The 17246-nt window shown below is 44.9% G+C and carries 16 protein-coding genes; 3 read left to right on the top strand and 13 right to left on the bottom strand.

The window, feature by feature from the left end; all coding sequences use genetic code 11:
• Positions 1-21: 21 nt before the first annotated feature.
• From ACQ5BJ_RS01135 to nrdI, 5 genes are all read right to left on the bottom strand, one after another.
• The gene (locus ACQ5BJ_RS01135) at positions 22-1311 is read right to left on the bottom strand and encodes an alpha-L-fucosidase (protein WP_430107942.1); all 1290 of its coding nucleotides are present in this window, start codon (positions 1309-1311) and stop codon (positions 22-24) included.
• 161 nt (positions 1312-1472) lie between these two features.
• Positions 1473-2309: a YitT family protein gene (locus ACQ5BJ_RS01130; RefSeq protein ID WP_262866780.1), complete on the bottom strand. Its 837-nt coding sequence runs from the start codon at positions 2307-2309 to the stop codon at positions 1473-1475.
• 215 nt (positions 2310-2524) lie between these two features.
• On the bottom strand, positions 2525-3523 hold the full coding sequence (gene nrdF, locus ACQ5BJ_RS01125; RefSeq protein WP_430107939.1) for a class 1b ribonucleoside-diphosphate reductase subunit beta: 999 nt from the start codon (positions 3521-3523) through the stop codon (positions 2525-2527).
• 99 nt (positions 3524-3622) lie between these two features.
• Positions 3623-5719 carry a class 1b ribonucleoside-diphosphate reductase subunit alpha gene (nrdE, locus tag ACQ5BJ_RS01120; RefSeq protein ID WP_040736335.1) on the bottom strand — a complete coding sequence of 699 codons (2097 nt, stop codon included), beginning with the start codon at positions 5717-5719 and terminating at the stop codon, positions 3623-3625.
• Positions 5688-6062 carry a class Ib ribonucleoside-diphosphate reductase assembly flavoprotein NrdI gene (gene nrdI / locus ACQ5BJ_RS01115; protein ID WP_005549417.1) on the bottom strand — a complete coding sequence of 125 codons (375 nt, stop codon included), beginning with the start codon at positions 6060-6062 and terminating at the stop codon, positions 5688-5690. The genes nrdE and nrdI overlap by 32 nt, the downstream gene beginning before the upstream one ends.
• A gap of 491 nt (positions 6063-6553) precedes the next feature.
• Between nrdI and ACQ5BJ_RS01110 the strand changes: the two genes are divergently transcribed.
• Positions 6554-6805 carry a hypothetical protein gene (locus ACQ5BJ_RS01110; RefSeq protein WP_430109390.1) on the top strand — a complete coding sequence of 84 codons (252 nt, stop codon included), beginning with the start codon at positions 6554-6556 and terminating at the stop codon, positions 6803-6805.
• 148 nt (positions 6806-6953) lie between these two features.
• Here the strand turns inward: ACQ5BJ_RS01110 and ACQ5BJ_RS01105 are convergent, their stop codons facing one another.
• The 8 genes from ACQ5BJ_RS01105 to ACQ5BJ_RS01070 form a co-directional block, all read right to left on the bottom strand.
• Entirely contained in the window at positions 6954-7268 is a 315-nt protein-coding gene (locus tag ACQ5BJ_RS01105; protein ID WP_430107936.1) for an alpha/beta fold hydrolase, read from the bottom strand.
• Between the two features lie 460 nt (positions 7269-7728).
• The gene (locus ACQ5BJ_RS01100; protein WP_005549420.1) at positions 7729-8463 is read right to left on the bottom strand and encodes an ABC transporter permease; all 735 of its coding nucleotides are present in this window, start codon (positions 8461-8463) and stop codon (positions 7729-7731) included.
• On the bottom strand, positions 8456-9376 hold the full coding sequence (locus ACQ5BJ_RS01095) for an ABC transporter ATP-binding protein (RefSeq protein WP_268619779.1): 921 nt from the start codon (positions 9374-9376) through the stop codon (positions 8456-8458). The genes ACQ5BJ_RS01100 and ACQ5BJ_RS01095 overlap by 8 nt, the downstream gene beginning before the upstream one ends.
• 75 nt (positions 9377-9451) lie before the next feature.
• Positions 9452-10495, bottom strand: a complete 1044-nt coding sequence (locus ACQ5BJ_RS01090) for a sensor histidine kinase (protein ID WP_268619780.1) — start codon at positions 10493-10495, stop codon at positions 9452-9454.
• Positions 10485-11204 (bottom strand): response regulator transcription factor, encoded by a 720-nt coding sequence (locus ACQ5BJ_RS01085; protein WP_005549424.1) that lies wholly within the window; start codon positions 11202-11204, stop codon positions 10485-10487. Before ACQ5BJ_RS01085 ends, ACQ5BJ_RS01090 begins: the two co-directional genes overlap by 11 nt.
• Positions 11205-11399: 195 nt before the next feature.
• On the bottom strand, positions 11400-12245 hold the full coding sequence (locus ACQ5BJ_RS01080) for a metallophosphoesterase (protein WP_430107929.1): 846 nt from the start codon (positions 12243-12245) through the stop codon (positions 11400-11402).
• A 218-nt stretch (positions 12246-12463) separates the two neighbouring features.
• Positions 12464-13858, bottom strand: coding sequence for a sensor histidine kinase (locus tag ACQ5BJ_RS01075; RefSeq protein ID WP_367667777.1), 1395 nt, complete (start codon positions 13856-13858; stop codon positions 12464-12466).
• Positions 13851-14504: a response regulator transcription factor gene (locus ACQ5BJ_RS01070; RefSeq protein WP_005549428.1), complete on the bottom strand. Its 654-nt coding sequence runs from the start codon at positions 14502-14504 to the stop codon at positions 13851-13853. Before ACQ5BJ_RS01070 ends, ACQ5BJ_RS01075 begins: the two co-directional genes overlap by 8 nt.
• A 328-nt stretch (positions 14505-14832) precedes the next feature.
• On the opposite strand from ACQ5BJ_RS01070, the gene ACQ5BJ_RS01065 reads away from it, so the two are divergent.
• Positions 14833-16155, top strand: coding sequence for an MFS transporter (locus ACQ5BJ_RS01065; RefSeq protein ID WP_430109388.1), 1323 nt, complete (start codon positions 14833-14835; stop codon positions 16153-16155).
• A 424-nt stretch (positions 16156-16579) separates the two neighbouring features.
• Positions 16580-17179 carry an ECF transporter S component gene (locus ACQ5BJ_RS01060; RefSeq protein WP_005549430.1) on the top strand — a complete coding sequence of 200 codons (600 nt, stop codon included), beginning with the start codon at positions 16580-16582 and terminating at the stop codon, positions 17177-17179.
• The last annotated feature ends 67 nt before the right edge of the window (positions 17180-17246 follow it).

Below are 17246 nucleotides of genomic sequence, written 5' to 3'. Positions count from 1 at the left end.
TCCTCAATATTCAATCATCGCTTAGTTATGCGTAACAACCGCACCAGATCCGCCGTACATATCCAACTCGCCTTCCAGTTCAATTTTCAGTACAGTTACATTTTCATGCGCATCTTCCGGCGTCATATGTATCCACGTTGTACCCGGAATATTGAACCACGGCACACCGCCATGGATATCGTATGTTAATTCCTTGCCGGAATGTAATACCGTAATTTTCTTAATTTTATTGGACAGACCCTTCAAGCAAACGCTTTCCTTCGGATCATCGTACACGAACAAATATAAGGTCTGACGATCCTTGGATACGGTGCTGCCGCCCAAATAATAACGAGTGTGAATGCCTTCATCCGTCTCGTAAATTGCCTCTTCGTGCGTACGGATCCAGTTGCCAAGACCAATGAGAGTTTCTTCTTGACGCTTCGGAATGGTACCGTCCTCCATTGGACCAACGTCCAGCAGCATGTTACCGCCCATTGTAATGCAGTCGCAGAACATACGGATGATTTGGTTCAATGTCTTATAGTAATCATCATCATGCTGGTAGCCCCAGGAGCTGTTAATGGTCGTACAGAACTCCCATGGCCCTACAGGTCTTGTAATCGGCAAGCCCTGTTCCGGCGTCTTATAATCGCCGTGGCCTTGAAGCCGTGAGTTAATGATAAGTTCAGGATTGAACGATAACAAGTAGTCCTTGAACGCCGGCAGGTTCCACTGTTCGGCACTGCGCTCCCAGTCCCCGTCGAACCAGAGTAAATCCACCTTGCCATAATTGGTGAGCAATTCACGCAATTGGTTGTTGTTGAATTCAAGGAAGCGCTGCCATGCTTCTTCGTCTTGTATACCATCCGTCGGACTGCAGAAGCGGTTGACCTTGCTTAAATCCTCCGGCACCTTGCCGCCCTCGTACACACTTGCATAATCTGGATGTGACCAGTCGATCAAGGAGTAGTACATGCCAAGCTTAATCCCGCGATCCGTAAGCGCCTTGGCATATTCTTTGATCAGATCCCGCTTGGCTGGGGTCTTCTTCACGACATTCAAGTCACTGTACTGTGTATCCCACAAAGCAACGCCATCATGATGCTTCGTCGTAAGAACTGCATATTTTGCACCAGACTTCTCAAAGAGGTCTGCCCACTTCTCTGCATCGAACTTGCTGGCCGTAAATCCGTCGAGCTGCTTCATGTAGTCTTCATACGACACTCTTCCATTATAGAAAGACCAGGATTCAGAAATCCCATCGACCGCATAAATGCCATAATGAATGAAAATTCCAAGTTTCGCTTTCTCAAACCACGGTTGTACCATTGTTGTGTCCTCCCATATTCTAGTTGTACAATTCGTATTATCGCACATTTTGAGAGGAAAGTGTTAGCGAAAACATTCCGCGCCACACCTAACTTTTTCACAGTTAGATGTGGCGCGGAATCCAAGTGGCAAACACGCCTTATTGGGTTGTTGAATCCATTTTATTTCGTAATATCAATGAAGCCTTCTCCGAACACGTCTCGAACATCATGTATCGTAATAAATGCGTCTTTGTCCGTTGCTCTAACGATCTTTTTGAGTGTTGATACTTCCTGCTTGCTAATGACAATATACAGAACCTGCTTCCGATCCTTCGTGTAATAACCATGACCTTCCAGCACCGTCACTCCACGATCCATGACAATGTTCACTTGCTCAGCTATTCGATCATGTTCCTTGGAGATAATGGTGACCGCCTTTTTCGGGTTCAATCCCTCGATAATGAAGTCCATGACCTTGGTTCCCACATACAGCATCGCAATGGTAAGCATTAAGCCTTGCGCACCGATAATAAAGAACGAAGCAAATGCCACGATTAAATCAAAAAACAGCAATGCATAGCTGACATTCCAGTCCAGGTATTTGTTCATGATTCGCGCCAAAATCGTTGAGCCTGCTGTCGTGCCCCCAACGCGGATAATGAGACCGATCCCTACACCAGCAAAAATACCGCCGAATATCGCATTGATCATCAATTCATTCGATGCGATGCGCCAGCTCTCTGTCAGATGGAGGAACAAGGAGTTGAATACCACTGCAATGATCGTATACACGGTTGTATTCTTATCCAGGAATTTATAGCCTACAATGAGCAAAACCGCATTCAGGATCAAGTTCATTAAGCCAGGAGACCAGCCAAATACGTAGTACAAAATAATGGTAACCCCTGTTACCCCGCCTTCGCCAAAATCATTTGGGATAACAAACAAATTGACTGCTAATGCAAAAATGAAAGCGCCCGCGATAATGATAGCAATATCCGTAATTCTTTTTTTCATGAAAGCCCGCCCTTTATGTATGAAAATCATCTGTCCGAATTATCTCATCAAACGAAAGCATTGAAAAGTGATTCATGAATATACGGTGTTCTTCTACTATGGATATACATACAGCTGGTACATTAGTATTCCGTTCTTACGACACGACAATACAAAAACAACTGAGCGTTCCCCACCCAGTTGTTCTTGCATCATTACTAGCAATCCTAATAATCTTATGCGAAAATATCGGATTGTTTAACACGATCGTTTAGCATCGTAAAGTCTTTGTCTTGCAAAGGCTCAACTTTACCCTTCTGATAACCGCTGCCCTTCGTCGAGAAAAAGTCATGTGTGCTTGTTTCCGTACGAATACCGTTCAAGACAACAGGGTTAACCTCTTCTTCAGGGAAGTACGGCTCAAAGCCCAAGTTCATGAGCGCCTTGTTGCCGTTGTAGCGAATGTACTTCTTCACTTCATGTGTAAGGCCAATCGCATCATACAGCTGCTCTGTATATTCAAGCTCGTTCTCATACAATTCAAGCAACAGCTTGTTCACGAATTGAGACAGCTCCTGCTGCATTTCCGAGCTTTGCTTGTTGTAAATTTCCTGAGCAAGCAAGCCCACGAACACTCCATGGACACTTTCGTCGCGAATGATCAACTTAATAATCTCACCGCTTGCTACCATCTTGCCTTGTCCAGCCAAGTACAGTGGATAGAAGAACCCCGAATAGAACAGGAAGCTCTCCAAGAACACCGATGCCACCATCGCTTTGTACAAGCTAATGGGATCGTTGTCTTGAATTCCCTTATACAGTCCATCAATGATAGCCGTTTTTTTCTGCAAATGCTTATTATCTTTTACCCATTCAAAAGTCTCATCAATCATAGCTGTGCTTGCAACCGTCGTAAAGATGGTGCTGTAGCTCTTCGCATGGATTTCTTCCATCGCAGCCTGGAAGATTAGAATCGCCTTCTTCTGCTTCCCTTCTACATGCTGCGCAATAACTGGCATCCCAACGTTCCCTTGCTCCGTATCCAGCAAAGTCAAGCCGCCAAGAACATGCATATATGCAAGCTTTTCATCTTCGGACATTTTCGTCCAAGACTTCAAGTCCTTCGAAATAGGAATCTCGGTATCAAGCCAGAACTGGGACGTATTCTGCGTCCACAGCATTTCCATATAATCCGATTCAGGTCTGTTCCAGTTTACTGCTTCAAAGTTTCTCATCTACGAATCTCCTTTAGAGGTAATTCAAAAAGGCCGCTTTTGACTTTTTTGAACTCTCATTTATGCAGGTAGCGCTCATTTATAACGGGTAGCACTCATTTAGACTACGCAGCTTACACACTCATCGATCGTTTTCTTCTTCGTACGTGTGTAGTAGAGCGTCTTAAGCCCTTTCTTCTGTGCATAAATGTAGTATTTTGCAAGATCCCGAGTCGTCAGATCATCCTTAACGAACAGTACCGTCGAGATTGCTTGGTCGATATGAACTTGTACATCCGCAACCAGATCAATCAGGTTGAACATGTCCATATCATAAGCTTCTTTGTAGTAGAAGTAGTTTTCATCGTTGATGTACGGCATCGGGTAGATCGTTTTCGAGTCTCCGTATTCACGTTCCTCGATGCGCTGAGTAATTGGCGCGATCGATGCTGTGGAGGACTGCAAGTAAGAAATGGAACCTGTTGGTGCAATTGCCAAACGGTAAGCATGGTACAAGCCATGCTCCATTACTTGCTCCTTCAATCGTGCCCAATCTTCCAATGTAGGAATCGCATGACCATCGAACAATTCTTTCACGCGATCTGTCTTCGGACTGAAGTCTGTGTTCAGGTATCTATCAAAATATGCGCCGCTTGCATATTCACTCTTGTCAAAGTCTTTGAATGTCACGCCGCGCTCTTTCGCAATCAGCATGGAACGCTCAATGGAATAGAAGTTCATCATCATGAAGAACGCGCGTACAAAGTCTCTTGCTTCCTTAGACTCATATGCAATCTTGTTCTTCGCCAAGTATCCATGCAGGTTCATAGCGCCAAGACCTACCGAGTGAAGCTCGCGATTCGCCTTCGCTACAGATGGAACGATGCTGATGTTGCTGCGATCGGTTACTTCGGTCAACGCGTCCATAGAGCGGTGAACCGTATCGCGCATCCGCTTGTTTTTCATCACGTTAACGATGTTAAGTGAACCTAGGTTGCACGAAATATCACGATTGATTTCATCTTCAATGCCATAGTCATTGATTGTCGATACTTCGCTAAGCTGTGCAATCTCGCTGCACAGGTTGGAGAATTTAACCTTGCCGATCTCTTTCAACGCATGGTACTCATTCGTATTGTCTACGAACATAATATATGGGTAACCAGATTCCATTTGAATCTGAGCGATTTTCAAGATCAGGTCGCGAGCGACAATTTTCTTTTTGCGTACCTTCGGATTGTCTACGAGCTCATCGTACATCTCCGAGATATCCATGTCATCCAAATGCTTGCCATACGCTTGGTACACAGTATGCGGGTAGAACAAGTACATGTCCTTATCCTGCTCGACAAGCTCGAAGAACTTGTTCGGAGCAACAACGCCGAGCGACAACGTCTTAATGCGGATTTTCTCGTCACTGTTAATCTTTTTCGTATCCAAAAATTCATGAATGTCAGAATGGAATACGTTCAAGTACACAACGCCGCTTCCATCACGCTGTCCCAATTGGTTCGCATAGGAGAATGCATCCTCGAACAATTTCATAACCGGCAATACGCCGCTTGCCTTGCCGTCAAGCCCTTTAATTTGTTCGCTTGCTCCACGGATTTTGCTCAGATTCAAGCTGACGCCGCCGCCAATCTTACTTAGCTGCAACGCGGAATTGATCGCAAATCCGATCGAGTTCATCGAATCATTCACTTCCAGCAGGAAGCAGCTGACAAGCTCACCTCTGCGCTTCTTCCCTGCATTCAAGAATGTCGGGGTTGCTGGCTGATACTCTTGGGAAATCAACAGCTCTGCATATTCGAAGGCTTTGTTAATGTCTCCACTTGCAAGAAATAGGGACACAACAGCCAATCGATCTTCATAACGTTCCAAGAACTTCGTATCGTCATTCGTTTTCATCGCGTAGTTGTTATAGAACTTGAACGCACTCATGAACGAAGGGAAACGGAATTTTTTGGAATACAAGTATTCGTAAAGCTTTTTAATATCCTTAAATTCATAGTTGTCGAAAAGCTCTTTCTCGTAGTAATCATTTTCGATCAAATAATGAATCTTCTCTTCTAGGTTATGGAAAAACACCGTATTTTGATTGACATAATCGACGAAGTAGCTCTTTGCTGCCTCGTGATCCTTGCCAAATTGAAATTTACCGTCCTTCTGAACCATGATTTCATTGTTAAGCTGTATCCATTTTGGTATCAAAGTCATGGACCTCCCGAATAAAGTTGTCTACATCTCGTTTTGTCCCGCTGAGTTCAAACTTCATCAGTACGGGGACAGAGTATTGTCTGGAAATATGATCAGCTGCAAGTCCATACCTTGTGCCCCAGTTCATATTGCCGCTTGCCGCGACACCTTGGAGTAAATGACTGTGTTCTTCCAGGAACTCTTGCGTGGATTGAGGAACTTGTCCGAACCCGGTTGTGTACGTAATGAGGATAAAGGGTTCTTTAAGCTTCACGTCAGTCGATATGCGGACACACTTCATATTCTCCAATTTATCGACAAACCGTTTCACGTTACCAGTCTTCGAATCGTAAGCGATAAGCACGTGATCCCTCCGTTGTTCGACTCGTTTGCAAATGGAACGGATGATGAATGCAAATGCTCAGTCAAAAAGAAATAAGGATCAAAACGATGGCACGAAGATCATGAAAATCTCGCGTATGCTGTCGCTTTAATCTCTCACTTTCTGAATAGGCATGTCCTAGCATTAGGCGCATTGCCTCCCGTGATTCCATTTGCTGTCACAATATATAGTGTATGTATCGCAATTCACTAACTATATATAGTTTGCTATAGAATCATATACAATTTTAAGAGAAATGGCAAGGGCCATTTTATGACGATTCCTCTATCATGATTCATGTCGAGCTATGACACAAAACATTACTATCGTATCACACCTCAGACGATTATTGGAGATCAATTATTTTGGAATTGTAGAGAAAAAAATGATTCAAAAATTCGAATATTCTCCTTTTCAGCCACTGGACAGCGATCTCTTCGCTCCAACTTTTTTATTGTAAACGAGACATATGAATCGAATCAGCACATTATCAGGTATACTCAAACCGAGTACTGCGTTCCGAGTTTGATAGAAATTGGAGAACAGTTATTTCTAGAAGCGGCTATGTCATTTATATTGCAACTGCGAACCGTGCTAAGGTTGAGGTATTGCTTTCAGGAGGGGTAAACAAGCTGTTGGTGTTTCCAAGAGGCGGACGAGTATTGGTAGGCGGCGGAGGAACAAGTCATTATAGCAAACCACATCGTGCAATCACGATCTATTAATGAGCAGCCACTCGCTCGTGTTGTATGAGCATTGTCTGGACAAAGTAAAGAATTTGACTTGTATTGAACACGAAACAGCGGCAGTCCAGTGACACAAAAAGTGCCCGATTGCCGCTGATTCATTTATGTACATAATCGAACCCTCAAATCATGAATTGGATTCTAGAAATGATCGAATATGCGCAGCAAGCTCTTTGGAATGCGTCAATGGAACCATGTGATCCGCGCCCTCTATTACAGCAAAAGCAATCTGTTGCACCCTTTTGAACTCGTTTGCAATCTCGTACATATCGCTCCATTCAACCGTTCCGGACACAAACAGAGAAGGAACAGCGATTTTTTCCAACCGCTTAATTGCCAGCGGCTGTGGCCACATCACGTCAAAGCTGCGCCACTCCATAAAGACACGTGCAAAGTATTGGGTATGCATTTCAATAAACAGGTCACGGTAATTGCTCGCCATAACGGTTAACGGTTTGCTATATGGGCCCGCCCAATGAAAACCGTATCATCTTGCTTATATCCGGAGCTAATGAAGAGGGACAAGCTCCATCCATTCCCTTGAGCCCACGCCGCCACTATGAATCAAAACAATTGGATCACCCTTACCACCCATCCCATGTTTATGCCTAATTTGTACGATGCAATTTCCTAAAGCAGCACTCATTCATTTCCCTAGCTTGTACGCTCATTTCCCGGGCAACCGGGCGGATTCGATCCATTGTGACAGTATTGTTCAACATAATAGTGGGAGAATAGAGCGATCCCATGCCGAACAACGATTCATTTTGTCTCTTCAAGCTGTTACGTGCATATCGATGTAACTAACACATTGAAAATTACAACGAACCGAATCATGGCCTCATTCGTATCACACATTCATACAATGATTTGAAAGGAAAGTATCCCCTACATCATTCACATCATTTAATATCTATCCTGTTGAAATAGACGACGCTTGCCACGAAGCCGATAATCGAAGTCACGCCGATTGCAAGAATCGAATACAGCGGCGGATACTCAGGCACATAACTATGTGACACAATAACATGTGCTGCTGACCATGGAAATATAGCCTTATAATCTGAGCTGATGACCGTCACGTTTCCTAGCGTAATGACAGCCGTGAACATAATCGTCGGGACATAGTTTTTAAATAGAAATGTCACCCATATCGTCAGTGTGGACAACAGGAACATCAGCAGTGCCCCTAGCACATAGTCCTGTATTGATTTCAATAATACAGAAGTACTCAAGCCATCTGTCTTAATCATAAAACCAAGCGCTAAAGTCAGCACCCATGCTACCATCGTTAATAGAAGTATCCATAATAGAAGCATAAGCAGCTTGCTTATCAATAAAGCCACTCGGGACACTGGGATTGTCAGCAAGTTCTTCAGCGTATCCTCGACAAATTCACGGTTGAACAAATAGGCGGTTATTACCCCGTAGAGCAGAACACCAAGCAAAAGCATAATATTCAAATTCGTGTTATAGAAGGCCGTTTCGAACGGAATAACTGCATCGGGATCTTTTTTCATTTGGCTCAGGTAGGCGATGAACATCATGATCGGCGCTGCTGAAGCTCCAATCATGCTCACAAGGAACATTTTCGACCTTTTCAGCTTCAACAGCTCGGTATAAAGTAAATTAACCAATCTGGCCACCACCAATCCGCTTCACGAAGTAATCTTCGAGCGTATCTTCATTTACAGTCATGCTATATACATCAATATCATGCTGAACGAACAGCTTATTCAGCTTGTACTGCTCCCCGACAAGCGAATAGACACGCATCCATCCGCCGTCGTGAATTTCGTAATCGTGGATGCCGGCTTGCGACTCCAGCAGCATGGCTGCTTTATTGTCATTCGATACATGGAACTCGATGTATTTGCGATTTCTCTGGTGCAGCTCTCCAATCGAGATTTCTTCAAGCAGCTTCCCTTCGTGGATAATACCTAGCTGATCCGCAAGCTGCTCGACCTCAGATAAAATATGACTGGATATAAGCACAGTGATCTTCCGTTCTTCCGCTAATGATCTGATGAGCTTGCGCATTTCCTTAATTCCTATCGGGTCGAGCCCGTTCGTAGGCTCATCCAGAATAAGCAGCTCCGGGTGATGAAGAATCGCTCTGGCGATGCCAAGGCGTTGCTTCATGCCCATCGAGTATTGACCAACAAGCTTCCTGGTCTCCTCCTGCAACCCTACCGTTTCAAGTGCTTCTTCCAGCGCATTCCGCTTGTATACCCCCATCAGCTTTGCATTGATCAGCAGATTCTCATAGGCAGTCAAGTTCTCATAAAAGCCGGGATGCTCGACCATTGAACCGATTCGAGATAAAATTTCTTTTGGTTTATTCGTCAAACGCTGGCCGAATATTTCCACATCTCCATGCGTAGGCTTGATTAACCCGAGCAGCATTCGAATGGTTGTCGTTTTGCCTGCGCCATTTCGGCCGAGGAAGCCATAAATTTCGCCCTTCTTCACATGCATGTTCAGATCGTGAACCGCTATCTGCTCTCCATACTGCTTCGTAAGACGGGTTGTACGAATGATTGTGCTCATGCAGCACCTCCTGCTAGTCAACTTCTCCTTCTATCGTAAACAGTTGATTTTAAATGCTGCTTAATGAGTTCTTAACTATCTCTTAACAGATACAGGTGACGCCATCCTTACTGGAAGGCTCACTGTAAATGCAGTCCGCTCATACGGCTTGCTCACGACTGAAATACGCCCGCCATGCTTGTCAACAAATGCCTTGGTAATCGCCAATCCCAACCCGCTCCCGCCGTACTGCAAACTCCGAGATTGCTCGGAGCGGTAGGTGCGTTCGAATATCCTCGGAATTTCATTCGCTGGAATGCCTGGCCCCGCATCCCATATCGTGAGCTCAATGCTTGTTTCCTTCCTCTCCAGTTCAACGCCTAACTTCCGGCCATCCTTGCCATATCGGATCGCGTTCTTAATCAGGTTGTTCAGAATGCGGATATACCCGTACCGATCAACCTCTGCTGTACACTTCTCATCAGGAATCTGAACCGCTAAGTCCATGCCGTGCTTCTTTAACTCCGGCAAAAATGAGATTATCGCTTCTCGTAACAGCTCTGCAGCGTCAAGCGGCTCTCTTCTAATCTCAATCTCATCTGCGTCCAGCTTCGCCATTTGAAAGATATGGTCGATCAGTTCCTTCAACGTTTGCGCCTTAGCCGAGATAATCGCAATACACTCTTCCTTCTCTTGCTGCGTATCCATATGTTCATCCTGCAAGGCATCAACATACCCGATAATCGAGGTAAGCGGTGTCCGAATGTCATGTGAAATATTCGTGAGCAGCTTCTTGCGAGCTGTCTCGGATCGATGTGCCTGTACTTGCAGCCTGTCCATTTGCTCGATTAATTCATTAATGGAATATAGCAATTCATTATAAGTCTCGAACTCATTTGCTAGCAGCCTCGTGTTGATATTTCCTCGTACTGCACGTTGTACAGCAGCAGCATCGCTTTTTAGTTTTCGTATCAATCTTAAACGGCTGTGCAAGAGCAGCCCCACAGTGGTGAATAGCATAGCAAACAGCCCCCATCTAATGATTCCTAGAGGCTGAATTGTAATACGATCCATAATGAATAAAATTATTAACCCGATTAATAAAGTGACGAACATCAGACTGTGCTTATCATGTCTCATCTTTCTCACCTGCAAACTTATATCCGATTCCCCACACCGTCTGAATCAGCTTCGGCTCAGAAGGATTCGATTCAATTTTCAATCGGAGCTTACGTATGTGAACCATGACCGTGTTATCATCCTCAATATATTGAGATCCCCACACCTGTCTGAAGATTTGCGTCTTCGTAAATACTTGCTCAGGATGAGCAGCGAACAGCTTCAACAGCTCAAATTCCTTTGCGGTTAGATTTACTTCTTGACCGTCACGCATAACCGTATATTTCTTTGTATCAATTATTAACCCTGTAAATCGCAAAAGTGTATCTTCTTCAGCGGAGCCAATGGCCTCACTGCCTAAGATCATGAATCTTCTAAGCTGTGCCTTGCTTCTCGCAATAAGCTCATGGATACTGAAGGGCTTCGTCATATAATCGTCCGCACCAATGCTCAGGCCGACAATTTTGTCCATTTCTTCATCCTTCGCTGTCAGCATCAATATGGGGACGTTGCTTCTCTCCCGAATGCGGCGGCACACTTCTATCCCGTCTACGTAAGGCATCATTAGATCAAGCACGACCAGATTATACTTATTCAGCTCGAATAATCGCAATGCTTCCTCCCCATTAGATGCCGTATCCACCGAATATAACTCCCGTTCTAGGTACTTCTTCACTAATTCTCGAATTTCTCGCTCGTCATCAGCGACAAGCACACGAATTGGCTGCATCGTTCCGTTCTCCCCTTATATCTATCTAAACGGTCTACACCGGATTGCATATTTCGATCTAGTAGATAGTGTAACGAATCTATCAGCCAATTGCACGTGTTTGCCAATTCCGTTCTTCACAAATACATGGTTTATTGGATTTGCTGTAAAAATCCCATGACCATTGATCTTGCTGCTGCTGCACCATGAAATTATTCACTGGCGCTTTAAGGTAAGAACGGTTATTTCAGGTTTGCTAAGGAAGCGTATTGGCAGCTCGGTAGTTCCAATCCCTCTGTTCACATATAGCTGCATGGGTTTATTCAACGTTGACGTTCCCTCGATCTGATACATGCCTTCCACATATCGCTTTGCTAAAGGCGGAGTATATATCGCTCCTAGCAACGGCAGCTGGACTTGCCCTCCGTGACTATGACCAGATAATTGCAAGTCGATTGGATAATCAGCGACTTGGTCAGCGACATCCGGCTCATGCACAACAAGCAGATTGAATATGTCCGGCTCCAGGGCTTGCAGCGTTCCGTGAATGTCAGGCGTTCCTAATAAGAAATCATCAAGACCGCTGATGGTGATATACTCGTTATAGTTGGGAAGCCGTATTTTTCTCGTAGCATTTACCAGAACCGTGAAGCCCGCCTCTTCCATATAGGACTGATAAATTCCACTCCCACCTCCACCACGATCATGGTTGCCGAACACCGCATACTTGCCTAATGTTGCTTGCAGCTGCGCCAATATGCGCTGAGCCCCATGTCTCTTATCTCCATACCTATGGAAATTGTCAACTAAATCTCCGGTAAACACGATGATATCTGGATGCTCGATATTAATTCGATCCACAAGGCCCCTCAACTGCTTTTCATCAAAATGCTCGCCCAGATGGACATCAGAAAAGTGCACAATTTTCATGTTATCAAAGCTCGAAGGGATGTAATGGTTCTCTATCGTTTGCCTCATTATACTTATCCTTTTCGGTTCCATTTCCAAGCCATAAAATAATGCACATGCCAGCAGCAGCGATACAGCGATTGACATGCTCATTGCAAGCTTTCTCCACTTCTTATTCTTCATAATCTCACCTCAGCTTCATCATAAGAAGCCAATGTTACGCCAATGTGACGAAATAAAAAAAGTGCCATCCCACTTATGGGACAGCACCAGTTAGATATCGTCTCTACCCTTTTTGATTGATCATAAGCAATAGAGAAAGACTGTCACTGTACTGTTCGATAACACAACTTTGAAGCAATATGACCGTATTATCTTTCTTGAGGGCAAAGCGGCAATGCAAAATGAAATTCGATAACGCCTTTCTGCAAGCGCACACCAAATTTTGCTTCATGTTTCTGCAATATCCCATGAACAATAGACAAACCTAACCCAGTTCCGCTGAACTGCTTGCTGCGAGAACTCTCTGCGACGAAGAACGGTTCCCACAACTGTTTGAGCTCTGCTTCTGTCATGGATAGCTCACATCCATTTCGAATAAACAGAGTTAGCTCAATCTGACTCGTTACAAGCACAATCTCTATTTTCCCATTTGTCGTATATTTCACCGCATTCGATATCAAATTGGTAATGGCCATTTCCAGCTTCAACTTGTCGGCCTTCACACAGCATCGTTCCGCATCCTTATGTTTCACGGTCAGTTCAAGCGAATGTTGCTTAAGGGGCAGCTCAAACGCTGAGATAATCCGTTCCAAAAGAGGGATGATAGGAACGGATTCAATATCTAACTGTTCCGCTTGCAATCGAGACCACTCCAACAGGTTTGTAATGAGCTCGGACATATTGTCTGTCTGCTTCTCAATAACATCCGCGTAGGTGCCGTCGTCAAGCCCGTCCTTCATTCCGGCAGCGTATGCCTTAATTACCGCGAGCGGTGTCTTTAACTCGTGAGAAATGTCGCGAATGAAGACGCGCAAATTTCGGTTTCGCTCCTCCAGCTCAGTGTGGGCCTGCTCCAGCTTTGTGCTCATTGAATTGATGCTGTGAGCGAGCTCTTCGATTTCATCGCCCGTTCGAATGTCCACCTTCTGAAAGGTCAGTTCTGCAATTTCCTCAGCCGTTATTTTCAATTGCTCCAAGGGCCGTACGGTTCGCTTGGAAAACCACGCGGCGAGCACAATTGCAAGAAGAAGCGCTCCAACTGCGATCCATAAATTGAACTGATTGACAATTCGTATCGTGTCGCCAGAATTGGCAACAGATTCGCCTGCCGCAAATATTAAGCCTTCCTTCAGAACAAATGTGACGATCACGCTCGATTTCAGTTTTTCTTGCTGGTACGTCTTCGTGACTGTACCTCCGCGCATAAGCTGTGCAACACTGTCTTCTGTCAACCAAAACTTACTCATGGCGAAGCGCTCACGTGTAAATTGCTCCCGGAGTGTCCAATTCAAGCGATCAATGTCATGATCATATGGAGTGTGAATGATCGTCAGTTGATATTCATCTGCTATCCGCTCCGTCTCTTCAAGCAGTTGCTTTGGCTCAATGCTCCGCAGCTTTTCTACAGCCTCAGTCAACGATGCCCGCTTCTTGTAAATAAAATAATTCGGCATAAAAAACGTATTTACGCAATAAGAAAGTCCGAAAACGACAACAAGGATGAGTGCAATATGCACGAATAGCTTTCGACTTAGCTTATTCATGGCGGCGCGGATGCTCGAAGCTATACCCCATCCCACGGTGTGTCAGTATCCATTCTTCACCGATCTTTTCCCGCAGCCTGCGTATATGGGTATCGACTGTCCGCTCTTCGCCGAAATAATCGTAGCCCCACACATGATCGAGCAGCGCCTTGCGGGATAGGATCTGGCCTTTGTTCACGATAAAAAATTTCATAAGCTGAAATTCCTTCTTCGTAACCCGCAAATCTGTTCCAGCCTTGCTAATCTTCTGTCCTTCCATGTCAACTTGAATCTCGCCGAATAGATACTGCGCCTGTAAATTCAACAGCTTCTTGACCCTTGCTAGTAAGATACGTGGATCGAACGGCTTCCTTATATATTCGTCAGCACCAGACTCCAATGCCTTCAACTCGTCTTCATACTCACCCTTCGCCGTAAGCATCAGCACCTTGAGCTTCGAATTCGCCTTCATCTCTTTGCACACATCGATTCCACTCTTAAAAGGCATCATCCAATCCAGAACGGCCAAGTCGAGCGCCTGATGATAATAGATGTCGAGCGCCTTAATCCCATTCTCTGCCGTAAAGGTTTGAAATCCTTCTTTTTCAAAATAAGCAACTAATATGTTGAGCATATGCGGTTCATCGTCAGCAATTAATACATTCATCAGTTTGTAACTCCTTCTATTGTAGCTATTCATTGATGCATTCTATATTATTGCATTTTTAATTGAATAAGGAAAATACTGCGGTTATACTGAATACAACAAATGTAAGGAGGAGTTACGATGAAGTGCGTAATACAAAATGGGGCAGGTTATAATCGGGGATAACGCATCATTCGCCCTGTAAACTGCGCGATTCCCCTTCATGATAGAAAGGGGTTTCCCGTTCGTGGAACAAATAAATCAAGACAATCGCGCATGCGTATCTGCGGAAGAACAATCAAGTCATTCTTTCCGTGATGTAAAGAAATCTTTTGCATGGTTAAGCTTCTTGGCATTCTTCAGTGTATTGAACGAAACCGTGTTTAATGTATCTTTGCCTGATATTTCACATCATTTCGGCGTAAGCCCTTCGGTAGCAAATTGGGTTAACACTTGCTTCATGATTTCCTTTGCGCTCGGATCGGTCATTTACGGGACACTATCCAGCACACACGGAATTAAGAAGCTTTTGCTGTTCGGCGTGCTCACCTACGGTATCGGCTCCATACTCGGATTCCTTGGCCATTCCTATTTGCCCGCCGTATTTGCAGCCAGATTCATACAAGGAGCCGGCGCATCAGCGGTGCCAGGTCTGATTATGGTCATGGTGACTCGGTATATTAGAGCAGACCACCGCGGCAAGGCGTTCGGCCTCATCGGTTCCATGGTAGCGCTCGGTGAAGGAATTGGACCGGCAGCAGGCGGAGTACTCGCCGGATACATCCATTGGGCTTATCTATTTCTCATTCCGATGATGACGGTGATCAGTCTTCCTTTCTTCTTGACTGCCTTGCCAAAAGAGCCCTCAAAGGAAGGGAACACCGATATTCCGGGCATTTTACTGCTATCGACCGGTATTATTCTGTTTACCTTATTTACGACTACGTACCATTGGCTTTACCTCGCAGCCAGTGTCCTTGTCATATTAGGGTTTGCCCAGCATATCCGCCGTACGAGCGAACCGTTTATTGCACCATCCTTGTTCACCAACCATCATTTTGTGCTCGGTACGCTTGCGGGCTCCATCTTGCTGGGTACGATCGCAGGATTTATCTCCATGGTGCCCTACATGATGCGGAATGTGCATCATTTATCAACAGCATGGATTGGCAGCGCGATCTTGTTTCCAGGGACGATGAGCGTCATCGTGTTCGGTATTCTGGGCGGATCGCTCGTTGACAAGCGTGGAACCTCGTTTGTATTTGCCACTGGTCTCGGGCTTATTACCTGCAGCTTTACGATGCTGATATTGTGGGGTCAGGAGTCGCCATGGTATATGACAGGAGCGCTCGTACTCGTATTCGGCGGACTATCCTTTATTAAGACCGTCATATCGACGACAGTCGCGGAATCACTAAGTGAGGAACAAGCTGGCGAAGGAATGAGCATGCTTAGCTTTGCGTGCTTCTTGGCTGAAGGTATCGGGATAGCTGTAGTAGGCGGTCTGCTTACACATGGCGAGCTGCTCGCCACGTTGCTGCCTGCTTTCACAAGAGGCTCAGTATCCTCCTTATACAGCAGTTTGATGATCTTCTTCATTGCTGTACTCCTTGTCGGCAGTATCGTATATGGCTTGTCACGAAAACGAAAATCCAGTATTTCACGCAGTTAACCATTTATGAAGATCAGGATATTCCTGATCTTCATTTTTATTTTCCACGCTTCTTTCCATAAGATGAGGGTTATCCATCTTCATATCGTAGAGTACGCTGATCCTAACTAGAATTTATGATGCACCATCTTCTGTCTGTTTCTATCTATTTTATGATTTTTTTGTAAACATTTCATTGTCAACTTGACATGGATATTGTATGATATGAGCAATTGCATAGTCATACAAATTCGGGGGCTTGAGGAATCGGGCTGAGATTGTAGCTGACCATACCGCTACTGACCGTTAATCTGATCTGGGTAATGCCAGCGTAGAGAAGATGTATTTGTCGCGTGATCATGCACAAGCTGTGGTCTATGACTCTTTCTACCGTCTGGCTGCCAGACGGTTTTTTTGTATGATCGATATCCAAAAGGAGAGGGTTATGTTGCCAGAACAACAGAGAAGCAGCAACAAATTAAAATTCACGGATATTCTTATTACCGTGATGATCGGTGTCGTATTCGGTGTCATCTTTAAAATGTGGGAGAGCGTCTACAGCCTTGCCAAGCCGTTGTTCCCGCAAGCAGGACAATTAACGTATGGCATGTGGTTTATGGCTGGTCCGTTCGCATACTTGGTCATCCGCAAGCCGGGTGTGTGCTTCCTCGCAAGTCTAGCAGCTGCAAACCTATCTGCCATACTCGGATCTGCTTGGGGATTAGAGACCATTGTATACGGGTGTGTGCAAGGTCTCGCAGCAGAACTGGCATTTGCCTCGACTGGATATCGCAAACACAGCATCTTTCTTGCAGGACTCGCAGGCATTTTATCTGCTATTGGTTCCTTCGTTATTGATCTTGCGTACGGTTATGCAGATTATGAAACTTGGGTTCTCGTACTCAAGTACGGACTTCGTGTGATCAGTGCCTTTATTTTCGCCGGCATCTTTGCTGATCTTCTCGTCCGTGCTTTGGAAGCAACAGGCGTAACCAAATCCATTCGCCCTCTATCCAAAGAAGATTACGCGGTACTTGACCGATAATGTAAAATACGAAACAATGAATACGGAATTTGTGGCTGAACCACAGATTCAGAATAAGGTGGTTACC

This window comes from Paenibacillus sp. B1-35 (genome assembly GCF_050474385.1).
GTDB classification, from domain to species: Bacteria; Bacillota; Bacilli; order Paenibacillales; family Paenibacillaceae; genus Paenibacillus_B; species Paenibacillus_B alvei.
The sequence above is the reverse complement of the archived record's forward strand: the minus strand, read 5'-3'. Positions and strand labels throughout refer to the sequence as shown.